17 protein-coding genes are annotated in these 14,220 nt (G+C 72.6%); 13 read left to right on the forward strand and 4 right to left on the reverse strand.

Going from position 1 to position 14,220, the window contains the following annotated elements:
* Window positions 1-40 precede the first annotated feature (40 nt).
* Complete coding sequence (locus AMK18_RS33045; protein WP_073865728.1) at window positions 41-859, forward strand: alpha/beta fold hydrolase; 819 nt, start codon at window positions 41-43, stop codon at window positions 857-859.
* Window positions 860-871: 12 nt separating this feature from the next.
* Complete coding sequence (locus AMK18_RS33050; protein ID WP_073865729.1) at window positions 872-2,083, forward strand: FAD-dependent monooxygenase; 1,212 nt, start codon at window positions 872-874, stop codon at window positions 2,081-2,083.
* A 24-nt stretch (window positions 2,084-2,107) separates the two neighbouring features.
* Here AMK18_RS33050 and AMK18_RS33055 read toward each other — a convergent pair whose 3' ends face one another.
* Together AMK18_RS33055 and AMK18_RS33060 are read right to left on the reverse strand one after the other, a co-directional pair.
* Window positions 2,108-2,503: an SRPBCC family protein gene (locus tag AMK18_RS33055; RefSeq protein WP_073865730.1), complete on the reverse strand. Its 396-nt coding sequence runs from the start codon at window positions 2,501-2,503 to the stop codon at window positions 2,108-2,110.
* A 3-nt stretch (window positions 2,504-2,506) separates the two neighbouring features.
* Window positions 2,507-3,106, reverse strand: a complete 600-nt coding sequence (locus AMK18_RS33060; protein WP_241836713.1) for a CGNR zinc finger domain-containing protein — start codon at window positions 3,104-3,106, stop codon at window positions 2,507-2,509.
* A 112-nt stretch (window positions 3,107-3,218) separates the two neighbouring features.
* Between AMK18_RS33060 and AMK18_RS33065 the strand changes: the two genes are divergently transcribed.
* From AMK18_RS33065 to AMK18_RS33075, 3 genes are all read left to right on the forward strand, one after another.
* Complete coding sequence (locus AMK18_RS33065; protein ID WP_073865732.1) at window positions 3,219-4,427, forward strand: NAD(P)/FAD-dependent oxidoreductase; 1,209 nt, start codon at window positions 3,219-3,221, stop codon at window positions 4,425-4,427.
* Window positions 4,424-5,374: an RNA polymerase sigma-70 factor gene (locus AMK18_RS33070; RefSeq protein ID WP_073865733.1), complete on the forward strand. Its 951-nt coding sequence runs from the start codon at window positions 4,424-4,426 to the stop codon at window positions 5,372-5,374. The genes AMK18_RS33065 and AMK18_RS33070 overlap by 4 nt, the downstream gene beginning before the upstream one ends.
* Before the next feature lie 218 nt (window positions 5,375-5,592).
* On the forward strand, window positions 5,593-5,946 hold the full coding sequence (locus tag AMK18_RS33075) for a beta/gamma crystallin domain-containing protein (protein ID WP_018105894.1): 354 nt from the start codon (window positions 5,593-5,595) through the stop codon (window positions 5,944-5,946).
* Window positions 5,947-6,003: 57 nt separating this feature from the next.
* Here the strand turns inward: AMK18_RS33075 and AMK18_RS33080 are convergent, their stop codons facing one another.
* Window positions 6,004-6,483 (reverse strand): VOC family protein, encoded by a 480-nt coding sequence (locus tag AMK18_RS33080; RefSeq protein WP_073865734.1) that lies wholly within the window; start codon window positions 6,481-6,483, stop codon window positions 6,004-6,006.
* 75 nt (window positions 6,484-6,558) lie between these two features.
* Between AMK18_RS33080 and AMK18_RS33085 the strand changes: the two genes are divergently transcribed.
* From AMK18_RS33085 to AMK18_RS33110, 6 genes are all read left to right on the forward strand, one after another.
* Window positions 6,559-7,038: a nuclear transport factor 2 family protein gene (locus tag AMK18_RS33085; RefSeq protein ID WP_073865735.1), complete on the forward strand. Its 480-nt coding sequence runs from the start codon at window positions 6,559-6,561 to the stop codon at window positions 7,036-7,038.
* A gap of 93 nt (window positions 7,039-7,131) precedes the next feature.
* Window positions 7,132-7,770, forward strand: coding sequence for an RNA polymerase sigma factor (locus AMK18_RS33090; protein ID WP_073865736.1), 639 nt, complete (start codon window positions 7,132-7,134; stop codon window positions 7,768-7,770).
* Complete coding sequence (locus AMK18_RS33095; RefSeq protein WP_073865737.1) at window positions 7,767-8,840, forward strand: CU044_5270 family protein; 1,074 nt, start codon at window positions 7,767-7,769, stop codon at window positions 8,838-8,840. The genes AMK18_RS33090 and AMK18_RS33095 overlap by 4 nt, the downstream gene beginning before the upstream one ends.
* A gap of 28 nt (window positions 8,841-8,868) precedes the next feature.
* The gene (locus AMK18_RS33100) at window positions 8,869-9,636 is read left to right on the forward strand and encodes a histidine phosphatase family protein (RefSeq protein ID WP_079199391.1); all 768 of its coding nucleotides are present in this window, start codon (window positions 8,869-8,871) and stop codon (window positions 9,634-9,636) included.
* Window positions 9,633-10,124 (forward strand): nucleotidyltransferase domain-containing protein, encoded by a 492-nt coding sequence (locus AMK18_RS33105; protein WP_073865739.1) that lies wholly within the window; start codon window positions 9,633-9,635, stop codon window positions 10,122-10,124. The genes AMK18_RS33100 and AMK18_RS33105 overlap by 4 nt, the downstream gene beginning before the upstream one ends.
* 176 nt (window positions 10,125-10,300) lie before the next feature.
* Window positions 10,301-10,768, forward strand: a complete 468-nt coding sequence (locus AMK18_RS33110) for a DUF2871 domain-containing protein (protein WP_073865740.1) — start codon at window positions 10,301-10,303, stop codon at window positions 10,766-10,768.
* Window positions 10,769-10,831: 63 nt separating this feature from the next.
* On the opposite strand, the gene AMK18_RS33115 is transcribed toward AMK18_RS33110, so the two are convergent.
* The gene (locus AMK18_RS33115) at window positions 10,832-12,028 is read right to left on the reverse strand and encodes an alpha/beta hydrolase family protein (RefSeq protein WP_073865741.1); all 1,197 of its coding nucleotides are present in this window, start codon (window positions 12,026-12,028) and stop codon (window positions 10,832-10,834) included.
* A gap of 372 nt (window positions 12,029-12,400) precedes the next feature.
* Here AMK18_RS33115 and AMK18_RS33125 point away from each other — a divergent pair, with 372 nt between their 5' ends.
* Window positions 12,401-12,757 (forward strand): YciI family protein, encoded by a 357-nt coding sequence (locus AMK18_RS33125; protein WP_241836715.1) that lies wholly within the window; start codon window positions 12,401-12,403, stop codon window positions 12,755-12,757.
* A 17-nt stretch (window positions 12,758-12,774) separates the two neighbouring features.
* Window positions 12,775-14,040: an RNA polymerase sigma factor gene (locus AMK18_RS33130; RefSeq protein ID WP_073865744.1), complete on the forward strand. Its 1,266-nt coding sequence runs from the start codon at window positions 12,775-12,777 to the stop codon at window positions 14,038-14,040.
* The last annotated feature ends 180 nt before the right edge of the window (window positions 14,041-14,220 follow it).

Here is a 14,220-nt window from a genome sequence, read left to right on the forward strand (position 1 = left end):
CGTTCAATACGCGGACGGGGCCGGTCGCGACAGTGGGGGCATGACTGCTTCCAGGACCACCGGGTCGTCGCTCCTCACGCTGGACGACGGCGACACCCTCCACGTCTGCCAGGACGGGCCGCGCGAGGCGCCCGTGCTCCTGCTGATCCACGGTTCGGCGTCCTCGGCCCGCTCGTGGGACGCGCTGGTTCCCCTGCTGACGGCGCCCGGGACCCACCGCGTCGTACGGGTCGATCTGCTCGGGCACGGCGGGTCGGACAAGCCGGACGAGGGCCGCTACGCGATCCCGGACCAGGCGCGGCGGACCGGCGAGGTGCTGGACCGGCTCGGTGCCGGGCGGGCCGTCGTGGTGGGCCATTCCAGCGGCGGGGTGACCGCGACCGCACTCGCCGAGGAGCGCCCCGGGCTGGTGTCCGCCGTGGTGCTCGTCAACACCGGACCGAGCCTGGGCGCGTTCATCGCCACCGGCGCCGCCGGTCCCGCGCAGTGGCCGCCGAGCGACGAGCAGATCCGGCAGTTCGCGAGCACGGGCTTCAGCCGCCCCGGCTACCGGGTGCCGGACGCGCTCCTTGGCGAGGTGCGCGCCATGACGCTGCACTCCTTCACGGCCACCATGGGGGCCACCCGCGCCTATCTGGAGGAGCGGGCGCTGCCGGAGCGCCTGGCGGTGCTCGGGAAGCCGCTGCTGGTGCTGTTCGGCGAGGACGACCGCCGCTGGCGCTCCTCGTCCGCCGCCGACTACCACGCCGTCCCGGGCGCCCGGGTGGAACTGCTGCCGGGTCTTGGGCACTCGCCCATCCTTGAGGACCCGCCCCGGGTCGCGGGCCCTCTGCTCGACTTCGCCGCGCTCCACGGCTGAGGGGAGGACGTCGTGCGGATTCTCGTCTCCGGGGCCGGGATCGCCGGTCCGGTGCTCGCCCACTGGCTCACCCGGTACGGCTTCGAGGTCACCGTCGTGGAGCGCGCCGAGGCGCTGCGCAGGACCGGTGGCCACGCGGTCGACCTGTTCCGGCCCGCCGTGGACATCGCGGAGCGGATGGGAGTGCTGCCGCGCATCGAGGAGCGCGCCACCGGCACGGACCGGATGAGCGTCTTCCGGGAGGGCGCCCGGCGGCCCGTCCGGGCGGACCTCGCCAAGATCTTCGGCGGCGCCTCCGACCGGCACGTCGAGGTCATGCGCGACGACCTGACGACGATCTACTACGACGCCACCCGCCACGACGTCGAGTACCTCTTCGGCGACTCGGTCACCTCGGTCGCCCCCGGCGGCGAGGTGACGTTCGAGCACGCCGCGCCCCGCCGCTTCGATCTCGTCGTCGGCGCGGACGGGCTGCACTCCACCGTGCGCCGCCTCGTCTTCGGCGCGGACGCGGGCCGCAGTTCCTTCCTCGGGGCCCACTTCGCGGTGCTGGGCCTGCCCAACGTCTCCGGTCTGGACGGGGAGTTGCTGATGCACGTCGGGGTGGGGCGCACCGCCGGTGCGTACGGGGCGCGCCATCTGGACGACGCCCGGGTCCTGTTCCTGTTCCGGAGCGCGCGCGAACTCGACGGGGACCACCGGGACGTGCCCCGGCAGAAGGAGCTGGTGCGCGGGGCGTTCGCCGGGCTGCATCCCCAGGTGGACGGGTGGCTGGAGGAGCTGGACCGTACGCAGGCGTTCTACTTCGACTCGATCAGCCAGCTGCGGATGGACAGCTGGTCGCGGGGGCGGGTGACGCTCGTCGGGGACGCGGGCTACTGCCCCGGTCCCGCGGTCGGCGGCAGCACCACGCTGGCCGTGGTCGGCGCGTACGTCCTGGCCGGGGAGCTGGCCCGCGCCGGGGGTGACCAGGAGCGGGCGTTCCCGGCGTACGAGCGGGTGATGGCGGAGCACGTACGCGGCAGCCGTGCGGTCGCGTCGAGCGCGGCGCGCACGCTGATCCCCACGTCGCGGCTGGGCGGCTGGGGCCTGGCGCAAGGCGCCCGCCTGGTATCCGCCCTGCCGCCAGGCCCCGGCCGCGCGCTGCTCCGTCTCACGACGCGCAGTGCGCGCCTCTACAACGCGATGGCCGTCGAGGACTACGCACCGTCCGCCGCCCACTGACGACCGGCAGAGAGGCGGAATCCTCTACGGCCGGTCCAGCGCGGCCTCCACCTGGTCCATCACCCGCTGCCAGTGGGTTCGCTGCCGCTCGCGTTCCTCCGCGCTCGCCAGGTGTTCCTGGTGGAAGCGAAGCATCGTGCGGGCGCCGTCGGCGGCCGGGGTCATGGCCATCTGGAGCGTGGTGGTGCCGTGGGTGACGCGGATGCGGTCGGCCGGGCGGTAGCCGCGTACTTCGCCGGTCACTCCCGCCGCCGTCCGGTAGGGCGCACCGCGCTCCGGGATCAGCTCCGTGTCCGAGCCGAGCCAGAGGGCGAGTCCTTCCGGGCCGCTGATGAAGTCCCAGACGACGGACGGAGGGTGGGGCAGCGTGCGGGACACGCCGATCTGCCAGCCCGTGTCCCTGGTGAGTCCGGTGGGCATCGGTCATCCTTCCTCGGAGTGGCGGGCGCGCAGCGCCCTGACCTTGTGACGGTTGCCGCAGTGCTCCATCGAGCACCAGCGGCGGCGGCCGGGGCGCGAGGTGTCCACGTAGATCAGGTGGCAGTCCTCGGCGGCGCAGGTGCGGATGCGGTGCGCGTGGGCGCCGGTCAGCAGCTCGACGGCGTCGCGCGCGACGGTGGCGGCGAGCGCCGTCCCGCTGGGAGCCCCCGCCCACCGGCGGCTGCCGTCCGGGGCGATGGCGGGCGCCAGGGCGGGGCGGGCGGCGGCCTCGTTGATGACGGCCAGGTCGCCGGGCGGGTGCGGTTCGCCGCGCGTGTGGGCGATGACCACGCGGAACAGCGCGTCGCGCAGAAGCCGTACCGCCGTGACCTCCACGGCGGAGACGGCCAGCTCGGGGGTGGGGGTCAGCCGGGAGCGTTCCGCCCAGGCGGTCACGTCGGCGGGCCGGTGCAGGACCTCGTACCGCTGGTAGGGGCCGGGGCCGCCGGTCGTCAGCAGCTCCAGGCACAGGGCACCCGGGTCGAACCGGTAGGCGGCTCCGGTGGTGGACCGCAGGGTCAGTCCCAAGGGTGCAGCATCCATGTAACCACTATAACTGGTTACCTATGACCCACGCCACACTCGCGCCATGTCACATCCGAGGGCCCCGCCCCCATCCCCTGGTTGTCAGCGACCGATGGAGGAAGGACCGATCATGAGCACGCAGCGGGAGACGCACCACATCGTGGTTCTGGGAGCCGGATACGCGGGCATGGCCGCCGCCGTGCAACTGGCGGCCCGGACGGGGAAGCGGGGGGACGCGGTGCGGGTGACCGTGGTGAACGCGCGGGAGCGGTTCACCGAGCGGATGCGGCTGCACATGGTGGCCGCCGGGCGTCCCCTCGACGCGATGAGCGTCCCGGAGATGCTGGAGGGCACGGGCGCGCGGTTCACGCGGGGCTGGGTGACGGCGGTGGATGCCGGGGCCAGGACCGTACGCATCGACGACGAGCGCGTCCTGTCCTACGACACGCTGGTGTACGCGCTGGGCGGGGTCGCCGACACCGCTGCGGTCCCGGGCGCCGAGGACCACGCGTACACCCTGGGCAGCGCCGAGGACGCGCAGCTGCTCGCCGACCGGCTGAAGGCCCTCGAAGGCGGCCACGGCACCGTCGCCGTCGTCGGCACCGGGCTCACCGGCATCGAGTCGGCGGCGGAGATCGCCGAGCGGTACCCCCGCCTCGATGTGGTCCTGCTCGGCGGCCCGCAGCCCGGCGCGACCATGAACGCCAGGGCGGCGGCGCGTGTGCGGGCCGCGCTCGACCGACTCGGCGTGCGGGTGCGCGGCGGCGTCAGCGTGGCGAAGGTGCTCGCCGGTTCGGTGGAGCTGGCGGACGGCGAGAGCATCGCGGCCGACGCGGTCCTGTGGACGGGCGGCACCCGGGTGGCCCCGCTGGCGGCCGCCGCCGGCCTGGAGACGGACGAGCGCGGACGCATCGTCACCGACCGGGCGCTGCGTTCCGTTTCGCACCCCGAGGTGTACGCGGTCGGCGACGCGGCCGCGATCCGCCAGGGTTACGGGGTCATGCACGGGACCTGCCAGGGCGGCATGCCGACCGGGGTGCACGCGGCGCTGTCGATCGACCGGGTGCTGCGCGGCAAGGAGCCCAAGCCGTTCCGGTTCGGCTACTACCACACGCCGGTGAGCCTGGGCCGGGGCGACGCCGTCGTCCAGTTCACCCGGCCCGACGACAGCCCGCGCCGGATCTGCCTGGTGGGAGCGGTGGCCGTCCGGTACAAGGAGACCGTGACAGCCTCACCCTGGCCGACGTACGGCCGTATGAAGAAGATGCCCGCGTCGGGCGCGTTCTGGCCGCGCGGAGGGCGCTTCACGCGCATCCGACGTATCCGGGGGGACAAGTGACCGGCGCCGCCGACCGTTTCGCCCATCCCGGCCAGCAGGTCTTCCTGGAGTACCGGCGGCTGCTGTTCTCCGTGGCGTACCGCGTCCTCGGCACCGCCGCCGACGCCGAGGACGCCGTGCAGGACGCCTGGCTCAAGTGGTCCGCCGCGGACCGTTCGCAGGTGGCCGACCCCAAGGCGTACCTGACCCGGATCGTGACGAACCTGGCGCTGGAGCGGCTGCGGTCCGCCCGGTACAAGCGGGAGACGTACGTCGGGCCGTGGCTGCCGGAGCCCATCCTGACCGGCGGCGGCCCCTCCGAGCCCGTCCCGGACGCCGAATCGGCCGCGCTGGGCGCCGAGTCGGTGTCGATGGCCATGCTGGTGGTGCTCGAAACGCTCAGTCCGCTGGAGCGCGCCGTGTTCGTGCTGAAGGAGGTGTTCGCCTTCAGCCACGCCGAGATCGCCGAGGCGGTCGAGCGTTCCGAGGCGTCGGTACGGCAGGCCGCGCACCGCGCCCGTGCGCATGTGCGGGCCCGGCGCCCGCGCTTCGAGGCGGACCGGGCGCGGCAGCGCGAGGCGGCGGAACGTTTCCACGCCGCCGCGACGGGCGGTGACGTCAACGCCCTCCTCGAACTCCTCTCCCCCGACGTCACCCTGTGGACCGACGGCGGCGGCAAGGTCCGCCAGGCCCTGCGCCCGGTGACCGGGGCGGCCACGGTGGCCGGCTGGTTCGCGGCGATCGGCACGGTCGCCTACCAGGGCGTCGAGCCGGAGGACATGAAGGCCGGACTCGTCGAGATCAACGGCGGTCCGGGCATGGTGTTCAGCGGCCCGGACCGCGTCATCGCCACGGTGACCTTCGACTTCGACGCGCAGGGGCGCATCACCGCGATCCACAACGTGGCCAACCCGGACAAGCTGCGGGCGGTCGCCGAGGGCGTCGCGTACGACATCGGGGCGCGGTAGCCGTCACCCTCGCCCGATCGGGTCGAAAACGGGCGGCGCCGCTCCGCCTTCCGCATATGCCGGTGCCATGCCTACAAGATCGTCAACGAGTCGCCACCGGCTCGGCGGAGCGCGCCCCGGTATGTCATGGCGCCACGTCACCGACCCGGCCGGACCCCGGCCGAGTCCCCCAAGTCCCGCCCGGCCGCGCGACGCCGGGCTCGTACGAAGGAGATCCCGTGATCGCACAGGGCAAGCGGATTCTCGGCTCCCTGGCCATGGCATTCACCGCCGCGGCCTCGCTGACCGTCGCCGTCCCCGTAGGGTCCGCCTACGCCATCGACCACGTGGAGTGCGTCGGCGGTGCGGACTTCCTGAAGATCTACTCCCACCTCGACGGCCGCCAGAGCGTCGACTGCTACGCCAACGCGGGCCGGACCGACTTCGGCGGCTGGTGGGCCGACCGGATCGTCACCGGCAACAACGACCTCATCTACTACGACGTCAACGGGGACTCGGTCCGGATCAACCGCTGGACGGACATCACGTTCCCGAACAACCCGCCCCGGATCAAGAGCATCCAGATCCTCTGAGCGCCCGGAAGTGCACCACCGGTCACCGCCGTTCACGAACGGCGGTGACCGTGGCCGTCAGACCACGTCGAACTCGTTGCCCTCCGGGTCCAGCATGGCGGTGGCGTAGAAGTCCATGTCCGGCAGCTCCCTGACCTCCGCCACCGTGGCACCGGCCCCGACCAGCCGCGCCACCGTGGCATCGACCCGCTGCTTGCGGACCTCCCGCGGAACGGCACGCCCCCCGCCGACCTTGAGGTCGAAGTGCCACCGGTTCTTGACCGCCTTCACCTCCGGGACCTTCTGGAACCACACTCGCGGCCCGTGCCCGGCCGGATCGATGATCGACTCCGGCAGGTCCCCCGCCCCGGGCGGCAGCTCCTCCTCGGGCACCCCCATGTCCTCCCAGTAGGCACGCCAGCTCGCATGCCCCTCCGGCGGCGGCTCGGGGACGTACCCCAGAGCCTCGGCCCAGAAGGCCACCATCCGCTGCGGATCGGCACAGTCGATCGTCAGCTGCACCGTCATCTCGGGCGTCATCTCGGTCTCCGTCTCCATCCCCGGAGCATCCCAGACGGGTCTGACAACGCAGCACCTTGACCTCAAGTCCGCTTGAGATACGAGGCTTGCGCCATGGATACCGAAGAAGCGCGGCGACAGCTGCGCCACCTGACCGACCGTGCCGAGATCACCGACCTTCTGAACCGCTACCTCCACTCCCTGGACCACGATGTCCTTGACGAGGAGTGGGCTCGCGCGTTCCACACCGAGGACGTCACCGCCGAGATGCCCGTGGGCACCGTCCACGGGCGCGATGCCGTGCTGGACCGCGTGCGTAAGGGCATGGCGCTGTTCGACCGGACCGCGCATTTCGGTACGAACAATGTCATCGAAGTCGACGGCGACCGGGCCACGGCCCGGGGCGCCCAGCTGAGCACCCATGTCCTCGCGGGCAGCACCGACGACGTCTTCGTCTCCGCCGGGCACGCGGAGGCCGAGTTGGTCAGGACGGCCGACGGCTGGCGGATCTCCGCCACCGCGCTGCGGATCGTATGGACACAGGGGACTCCGCCGCGACTGCCGGAGGAGTTCGCTCCCGCCGCCACCGTCTGACGCCCGCCCGGTGTGGCGGGGGTCACGGGAACCCGCCGCAGCGGGCGGAGAGGTAGAGGTGTGAGATGTGATGATCAGGAAGACCGGGAGCGCATGCGCACACGCATCAGGGCGGGCGACCGTCAGGCGTTCGCCGTGCTCTACGAGGAGTACGCGCGGGCGGTCTACAACCATGCCTACCGGCTGACGGGCGACTGGTCGACGGCCGAGGAGGTCATGTCCGAGACCTTCCTCGCCGCCTGGCGCACCCGGGAATCCGTCGAGCCGGAGGGCGATTCGCTGCTGCCGTGGCTGCTCGGCATCGCCACCAACAAGGCGCGCAACGCCAACCGGGGTACCGGCCGGCGCCTCGCCTTCCTGGCCCGGCGCCCCGCGCCCGAGCCCGTCGCGGACATCGCGGAAGCCGCCGCCGGGCAGGTGGACGACACCCGGCGGCTCGCCGCGGTCCGGCAGGCGCTGGACGGACTGCGCCGCCAGGACCGTGAGGTGCTGGCCCTCTGCGTCTGGTCGGGCCTCGACTACGCGGAGGCCGCCGAGGCGCTCGGCGTGCCGGTGGGCACGGTGCGGTCGCGGCTGTCCCGCGCTCGGGAACGGCTGAGGCGGCTCACGGACGAGCGGCTGGCCAGGGAACGGAAACGGAACGACAACGCCGGGGAACCCCGCCCCCGTCGCGGAGAGGTACAGGGCAGGGCCGCGTTCGTGGCCCTGCCCCTTCAGGAGGAAGCCCGATGAACGACCGTGCCTCCGGCCCCACCGGCGCCGAACGCGAGGAACTGGCCCGGCTGCTGCCGGCCCCGGCCGAACGGGACCTGCCCCCGGGGCGCCATCTCCACCACAAGGAAACCCTGATGCAGCTGATCGACCAGGACGGCGACCGCGCCACCGCCCGCCCCGGGCCCCGCTCCCGGCCCCACCTCCTGCGCCCCGCCGTCCTGCTGCCCGCCGCCGGACTGGCCCTGGGCGGGATCCTGTTCACCACGCTCACCGTGACCGGCCGGGACGAGACCCCCCGCACCGCCGCCACGGCCACGGCCCCGCGCGGCGCGACCGTGCTGCTGGACCGGATCGCCACGGTGGCCTCGAAGAGCGACGCGATCGAGGTCACCGACGCCCAGTACGTGTACGTCAGGACGTTGCAGGCGGAGAACACGGGCGCGTTCGGCGGTCCGGTGAAGCTGGGGAAGCCCGGTGAGCGCGAGGTCTGGATGGCGCAGAAGTCCGGACCGGTGATCGACGAGGGGCTGATCCACGAGGACGGCACGTACTTCCCGATCGAGGTCGGCGTCCCGGACGGCGAGAAGCCCGTCGGCTACCCGGCGGGCCTCAACCGGCCGACGTACACCTGGCTCGCCTCCCTGCCCACCGACCCCGACGCCCTCCTCCGCAGGCTCGCCGCCGAGATCACCGCGGACCAGGACGCGCGGAACACCCCGGCCGACGAGCGGGACCCGGACCAGGACGCCTTCGAGGCCATCGGCGAGCTGCTGCGGGAGACCCTGATGCCGCCGAGGACCGCGGCCGCCCTGTACAAGGCCGCGGCGCGGATTCCCGGCGTGAGCGTGGACTCCGACGCGGTGGACGCGGCCGGGCGGCACGGCATAGGCGTGGCCCGCGACGACGAGCGCGCCGGGTGGCGGACCGCCTGGATCTTCGACGCGAAGACCCTGGCGTACCTGGGCGAGCGGACCTATCTGATCCGGGACACCTCCATGGGCCGGAAGGGCACCGTCACCAACACGTCGGCGGTCCTGGAACGCGCGGTGGTGAACGCCCTCCGCGAGAAGCCGTCGACCACCGCCTGAGCGGCCGGACTCCCCGTAGCCTGACGGCATGACAGACGCGGGACGGGGAAGAGGCGAGGCGGCGCCCTGGCGTCCCGAGGGGGAACCGGGCGGGGCTCCTCTCCCCGTCCCGAACGCGCTCGGCGCGTTGTGGGCGGTCCGGCACGGGCAGAGCACCGCCAACGTCGCCTTCGCCGAGGCGGGCGCGGCGCCCCTGGAAGGACGCGACCGCGACGTACCGCTGTCCGGCCTCGGACAGGAACAGGCGCGGGCGCTCGGGCGCTGGCTCGTGGAGTACGCCGGTGAGCTGGACCTCGTCGTCTGCTCGCCGTACGTACGGGCCCGGCAGACCTGGCAGCTGATGGCCGGGTGCGCGGCCGGTGAGGGCGTCGCTCCGCTTCCGCTTCTGGTGGACGAGCGGCTGCGGGACCGGGAGATGGGCGTCTTCGAGCTGTACCCCCCGGCCGCGCTGGCGGCGCGGGACCCGGAGGAGGCCGCCCGCCGGGAACGGCTGGGCGAGTGGTTCTACCGCCCGCCGGGCGGCGAATCGCTCGCCGATGTCGCCCTGCGGGTGCGCGGGTTCCTCGCCGGTCTGGAGCAGGCCGCGCCCGGGCGGCGCGTGCTGCTCGTCGCCCATGACGCGGCGGTCGTCGCCGTCCGCTTCGCCCTGGCGGGCCTCGGCGCCGCGGGTCCCGAGGACGTGCCGCCGGTGCCCAACGCCTCGCTGTCCCACTGGCAGGGCGACGGCCACCGCCTGAGCCTGCGGCTCTGGGGCGGGACCGCACACCTCCCTCGGGAAGGGGACACGACCGCGTGACGGGCGACGATGTGCTGGAGATCCTGGACCTGCTGCGGGCGGCCGGTGCGGAGGTGTGGGTCGGCGGGGGCTGGGGCGTCGACGCCCTGGTGGGGCGGCAGACCCGGGAGCACCGGGATCTGGACCTGATGCACCGCCTGGAGCAGGAGCCGGCGGTCGTCGCGGCTCTTGCCGCCGCCGGGTTCGCCGAAACACTCGACTGGCGGCCCGTACGGTTCGTCGTGTCCGACCGGACGGAGCGTGAGATCGATCTGCACCCGCTCTCGTTCGGCCCGGACGGGAGCGCCCTCCAGGAGTCGCCGGAGCCCGGGAAGCCGTTCCTCTATCCGGCGGACTGCTTCGTCACGGGCAGCGTCGGGGGCCGTACCGTGCCCTGCCTGTCCGCCGCGCAGCAGGTGTACTTCCACCAGGGGTACGAGCCCAGGGATCGGGATCTCCATGACATGGCCCGGCTCCGCGAGACGTTCGGTATCGGCACGCACTTCTGATCCTGGAGCGCGGTACGACCACCGGCAAAGGCGCGCAGGAGAAGCGCTCGAAGGCGACTTGAGGATCGCTCGTGAAGCTTCCCGGCGCACTGGGTGAAACACCCGCACGCGCGAGGCCGGGTGTTTGAATGGCCGTGATCAGTACGGTATTCGACCCAGGGGGGGCGAAATCCGCCATGCGGAAGTCATTTCACGCAGCACACGTTTACATGATCGTCGGAGTGATCTCGGGGCTTTTCTACCGTGAGTTCACGAAAATAAAGGACTTTCACGGCGATACCCAGTTGGCGCTCATGCACACCCATCTCCTGGCACTGGGCATGCTCGTCTTCCTCATCGTCCTCGGCCTGGACAAGCTCTTCGGGCTGTCCGGATCGAAGCTGTTCACCGCGTTCTTCTGGTTCTACAACATCGGCATCGCCATCTCGACGGCGATGATGGGCGTCCACGGCATCCTGACGGTGCTCGGCCGGGACGAGGACCACATCGCGGAGGCCGTGCCGCTGACCGCCGGGCTCGGACACATCCTGCTGACCGTGGGGCTGATCCTGCTCTTCATCCTGCTCGGACAGCGCGTCAACGAGCACGTCAAGGCGGACGCCACGCCGAAGGAGCCGACGGCGGAGGCGGCGAACGCCGTCTGAGCTCGCACCTGGGGGTCTCGATTATTACGGCGTAATAATCGAGACCCCCGCGTTGCGCAACCGCTAGCGCGCAGGCGCCTGGAACGTCACCTCGGGATTGCCCGGCGTCGGTCCGGCGAGCAGGCGCTGCGGTACGCCCTTGAGGTGGAGGTCGAAGAAGGCGGCGACGTAGTCGCGGGTGATGTCGCCGGAACGGTCGGCGGGCAGCGGGGCCGAGGGGTCGCTGATGCCCAACTGCGCCCCGAGCAAGGGAAGATCGGTGAACGTGAAGTGACCGGCCCCGGCGACCGTGAGCCACCTCTTCCAGCCGTCGAGGCGCGCCCAGTCGCGGTCCCACGTGGTGTCGAAGGTGCCGCCGGACGCGTGGTCGGCCTCGGTGCCCAGCATCATGAACGGCCGGCCCCGGAGCCCCTGGGCGGGCACCGGGTCGAAGAAGGTGCCGTCCATGTTCACGCCCGCCCGCACCCGCCGGTCGGCGGCCATCGTGGACGCGGCGGAGTCACCGCCGATGGAGTGCCCGGCCATGCCGATGCGCCGCCGGTCGATCATCGAGGCGTACCGCCAGGCGGGGTGACTGCCCGTCAGCCGGTCCAGCAGGAACGGGACGTCCTTCGCCCGGCCCCGTGCGACCTCCGCATACCCCTCGTAACCGGCCCGCTCCACGTAGTCGCAGGCGGCGCAGGGCAGGACGCGCCCGCCCGGGAAGACGGTGGAGACGGACTCATGGGCGTGGTCCACGGCCGCGACGACGTACCCCCGGGAGGCCAGGTCCGTCGCAAGGGAGGTCAGCGTGAAGCGGCTCTGCCCGAACCCGGGCGACAGCACGACGAGCGGGAACCGCCCGCGCGCGGGGGCCGCACCGGTCCGCGCGTACGTCTCGGTGGCCCCGACCACCTCGGGCGCTACGGCACCGGTCAACCCCTTGTCCTCCAGAAGCAGTTCCGCCTCCTTCGCGCTCATGTACGGGGCACGCGCCCCGGTCCCGGCCCGCGCCGGGTAGAACACGGACACCAGCAGCTCACGTGCCCCCGCCTCCGGCACGTACGGGTCGGCGCGCCCGGTGTCCCGGAGGTGGACGGTGTCCTCGCCTACGGCATACGGGCCGGTCGGCGCGGGCAGGCGCAGCTGCTGGGCGGGGGTGGTGAGCGCGGAGCCGTTGCCGGCGGGCGCCGGGGTGGCGGCGACGGCCGGGAGGGTGGCCGTGGCCCCCAGGGCGAGGACGAGGAGCGAGGCGGCCAGGGCGCGGTGACGAGTTCTCATGCCCCGAACGCTAGGCGGGGGCCCAATGCCCCAACGTCCGCCCACGGTCTGCGTTTTGGTACCTCCGCGGTCGCACGGAGCGGGGCGCGTGTCCTACCACGGGCCTACGGGCAGGCGGTGACCGGGAACGGGTCCGGGGTCCATCCCCACGAGGAGCCGGAGGTCGGCCGGAACCTCCGGGACCATCCGACGGTCAACATGGTCTTCGCGCATTCCCCGGTGATCGCGATCGCCGAACGCGCGGCGGATCTGATCCGCGGTCGCGCGCCGATGAGATCGACGGACTCGGCGGAGGATGTCGATCTGCGGCCGGCTCGTTCGTCGTAGAGACAGGAGGGCCGAAAGAGGCCCTGTGACGATGGGATGCACGCGATGGCGAAGTACCTCCTCCTCATCTACGGGGACGAGCAGATCTGGGAATCGATGTCCGAGCAGGAGCAGAAGCAGGTCGGGGCCGCTCACGCCGCCTTCACCGCCGCGGCGGGTGACGCCGTCCTCTCCGGTCACGAGCTCCTGCCGACAACGACCGCGACGACCCTGCGCGGCAGCGTGAGCGCCCGGCCGACGCCGACCGACGGGCCGTTCCTGGAGGCCAAGGAGGCCCTGGGCGGCTACTACGTGGTGGAGGCGCCCGACCTGGACGCGGCCATCGCGCTCGCCGAGCGGCTGCCCGAGGTGGCGGTCGGGCACAGCGGGGTCGAGATCCGCCCGATCAACGAGCCCGGCTAGAGCGGGACCGGCGCGACGTGACGGAGTACACCGGCGACGCCGATGTCACGGAGGCCGTCGCGCAGGCGCACCGCCGTGAGTGGGCCCAAGTGCTCGCCGCGACGGTGCGCGTCACCCGCGATCTCGACCTGGCCGAGGAGTGTGCCCAGGACGCCTACGCCCAGGCGCTGCGGAAGTGGGCCACCACCGGTGTCCCGGAGCGGCCGGGTGCCTGGCTGACCACCGTCGCGCGCAACCGCGCGAAGGACATCCTGCGCCGGGAGTCCGTCCTGCGCTCGGCCCTGCCGCTGCTCGTCATGGACGAGGTCGTGGCCGGGCCGCAGGACGGGGCGGACCCCCAGGCGGTCGACGACGACTGGTTGCGGCTCATCTTCACCTGCTGTCATCCGGCCCTCTCGCGCGACGCCCAGGTGGCGCTGACCCTGCGGCTGGTGTGCGGCCTGTCCACGACCGAGGTGGCCCGGGCCTTCCTGGTCCAGGACACCGCGATGGCGGCCCGGATCACGCGGGCGAAGAAGAAGATCAGCGGCGCCAGGATCGCCTACCGGGTGCCTGCCCCCGACGACCTTCCCGAGCGTCTGGGCTCCGTGCTCGACGTCGTGCACCTGGTGTTCACCACCGGCCACGCCGCACCCGTCGGCAGCCGGCTCGTGCGGCAGGACCTGGTCGACGGTGCCATCCACCTCGCCCGCACCCTGCACCGCCTGCTGCCGGGGAACAGCGAGGTCGCCGGTCTGCTGGCGCTGGTCCTGCTCACCGACTCCCGCCGGGACACCCGTGTCTCGGCGGACGGGGAGCTGGTCCTGCTCTCCGAACAGGACCGGACGCGATGGGACACCCGGCAGATCGAGGAGGGCAGCGCGCTGCTGACCGAGTCGCTGCGCCGCGGGGGCCCCACCAGGTACGCGCTCCAGGCGGCCATCGCGGCGGTGCACGCGGAAGCCAGGATCTGGGAGGAGACCGACTGGACGGAGGTGATCGGGCTCTACCGGGAACTGCACCGCCTGTGGCCGTCGTCGGTGGTCGTTCTCAACCTCGCGATCGCCGTCGGATTCCGGGACGGCCCCGAGGCCGGCCTCGCCGAACTCACCCCCTTGCTGGACGATCCGGCTCTGGGCACGTACTCGTACCTGAGCGCGGCCCGCGCCGACTTCCTGCGTGCCCTGGGCCGGTGGGCGGAGGCGGCCACGTCGTACGAGGAGGCCCTGACCATGACCGACAACGAGGTCGAGCGCGCCTTCCTGGCGCGTCGTCTCGCCGAAGTGACCGACCGCCTCGGCTGATCCGCTCCGCACTGTCGATCCGCGCCCCGCCTGTTCGTCGCTCATAGGTACGGCACCGAGCGGACGGCAGACGGAAAGGCAGCGGAATGCGGGCAGAGCAGGTGGTGCCTCGCGACCTACCGTGCTCACCGACGCCATGTGCGCCGTCGGAGAGGAGTGGAGTCCGGAGGAACGCGTACG

The sequence above is a fragment of the Streptomyces sp. CB01249 genome, from assembly GCF_001905735.1.
Taxonomy (GTDB): Bacteria; Actinomycetota; Actinomycetes; order Streptomycetales; family Streptomycetaceae; genus Streptomyces.

Excerpts from the sequence above, each read along its gene's own strand:
- AMK18_RS33045 (WP_073865728.1), top strand. The coding sequence starts at position 41 with ATGACTGCTTCCAGGACCACCGGGTCGTCGCTCCTCACGCTGGACGAC.
- AMK18_RS33100 (WP_079199391.1), top strand. The coding sequence starts at position 8,869 with ATGACAGACGCGGGACGGGGAAGAGGCGAGGCGGCGCCCTGGCGTCCC.
- AMK18_RS33065 (WP_073865732.1), top strand. The coding sequence starts at position 3,219 with ATGAGCACGCAGCGGGAGACGCACCACATCGTGGTTCTGGGAGCCGGA.
- AMK18_RS33115 (WP_073865741.1), bottom strand. The coding sequence starts at position 12,028 with ATGAGAACTCGTCACCGCGCCCTGGCCGCCTCGCTCCTCGTCCTCGCC.
- AMK18_RS33125 (WP_241836715.1), top strand. The coding sequence starts at position 12,401 with ATGGCGAAGTACCTCCTCCTCATCTACGGGGACGAGCAGATCTGGGAA.
- AMK18_RS33055 (WP_073865730.1), bottom strand. The coding sequence starts at position 2,503 with ATGCCCACCGGACTCACCAGGGACACGGGCTGGCAGATCGGCGTGTCC.
- AMK18_RS33090 (WP_073865736.1), top strand. The coding sequence starts at position 7,132 with ATGCGCACACGCATCAGGGCGGGCGACCGTCAGGCGTTCGCCGTGCTC.
- AMK18_RS33060 (WP_241836713.1), bottom strand. The coding sequence starts at position 3,106 with ATGGATGCTGCACCCTTGGGACTGACCCTGCGGTCCACCACCGGAGCC.
- AMK18_RS33080 (WP_073865734.1), bottom strand. The coding sequence starts at position 6,483 with ATGGAGACGGAGACCGAGATGACGCCCGAGATGACGGTGCAGCTGACG.
- AMK18_RS33085 (WP_073865735.1), top strand. The coding sequence starts at position 6,559 with ATGGATACCGAAGAAGCGCGGCGACAGCTGCGCCACCTGACCGACCGT.
- AMK18_RS33095 (WP_073865737.1), top strand. The coding sequence starts at position 7,767 with ATGAACGACCGTGCCTCCGGCCCCACCGGCGCCGAACGCGAGGAACTG.
- AMK18_RS33110 (WP_073865740.1), top strand. The coding sequence starts at position 10,301 with ATGCGGAAGTCATTTCACGCAGCACACGTTTACATGATCGTCGGAGTG.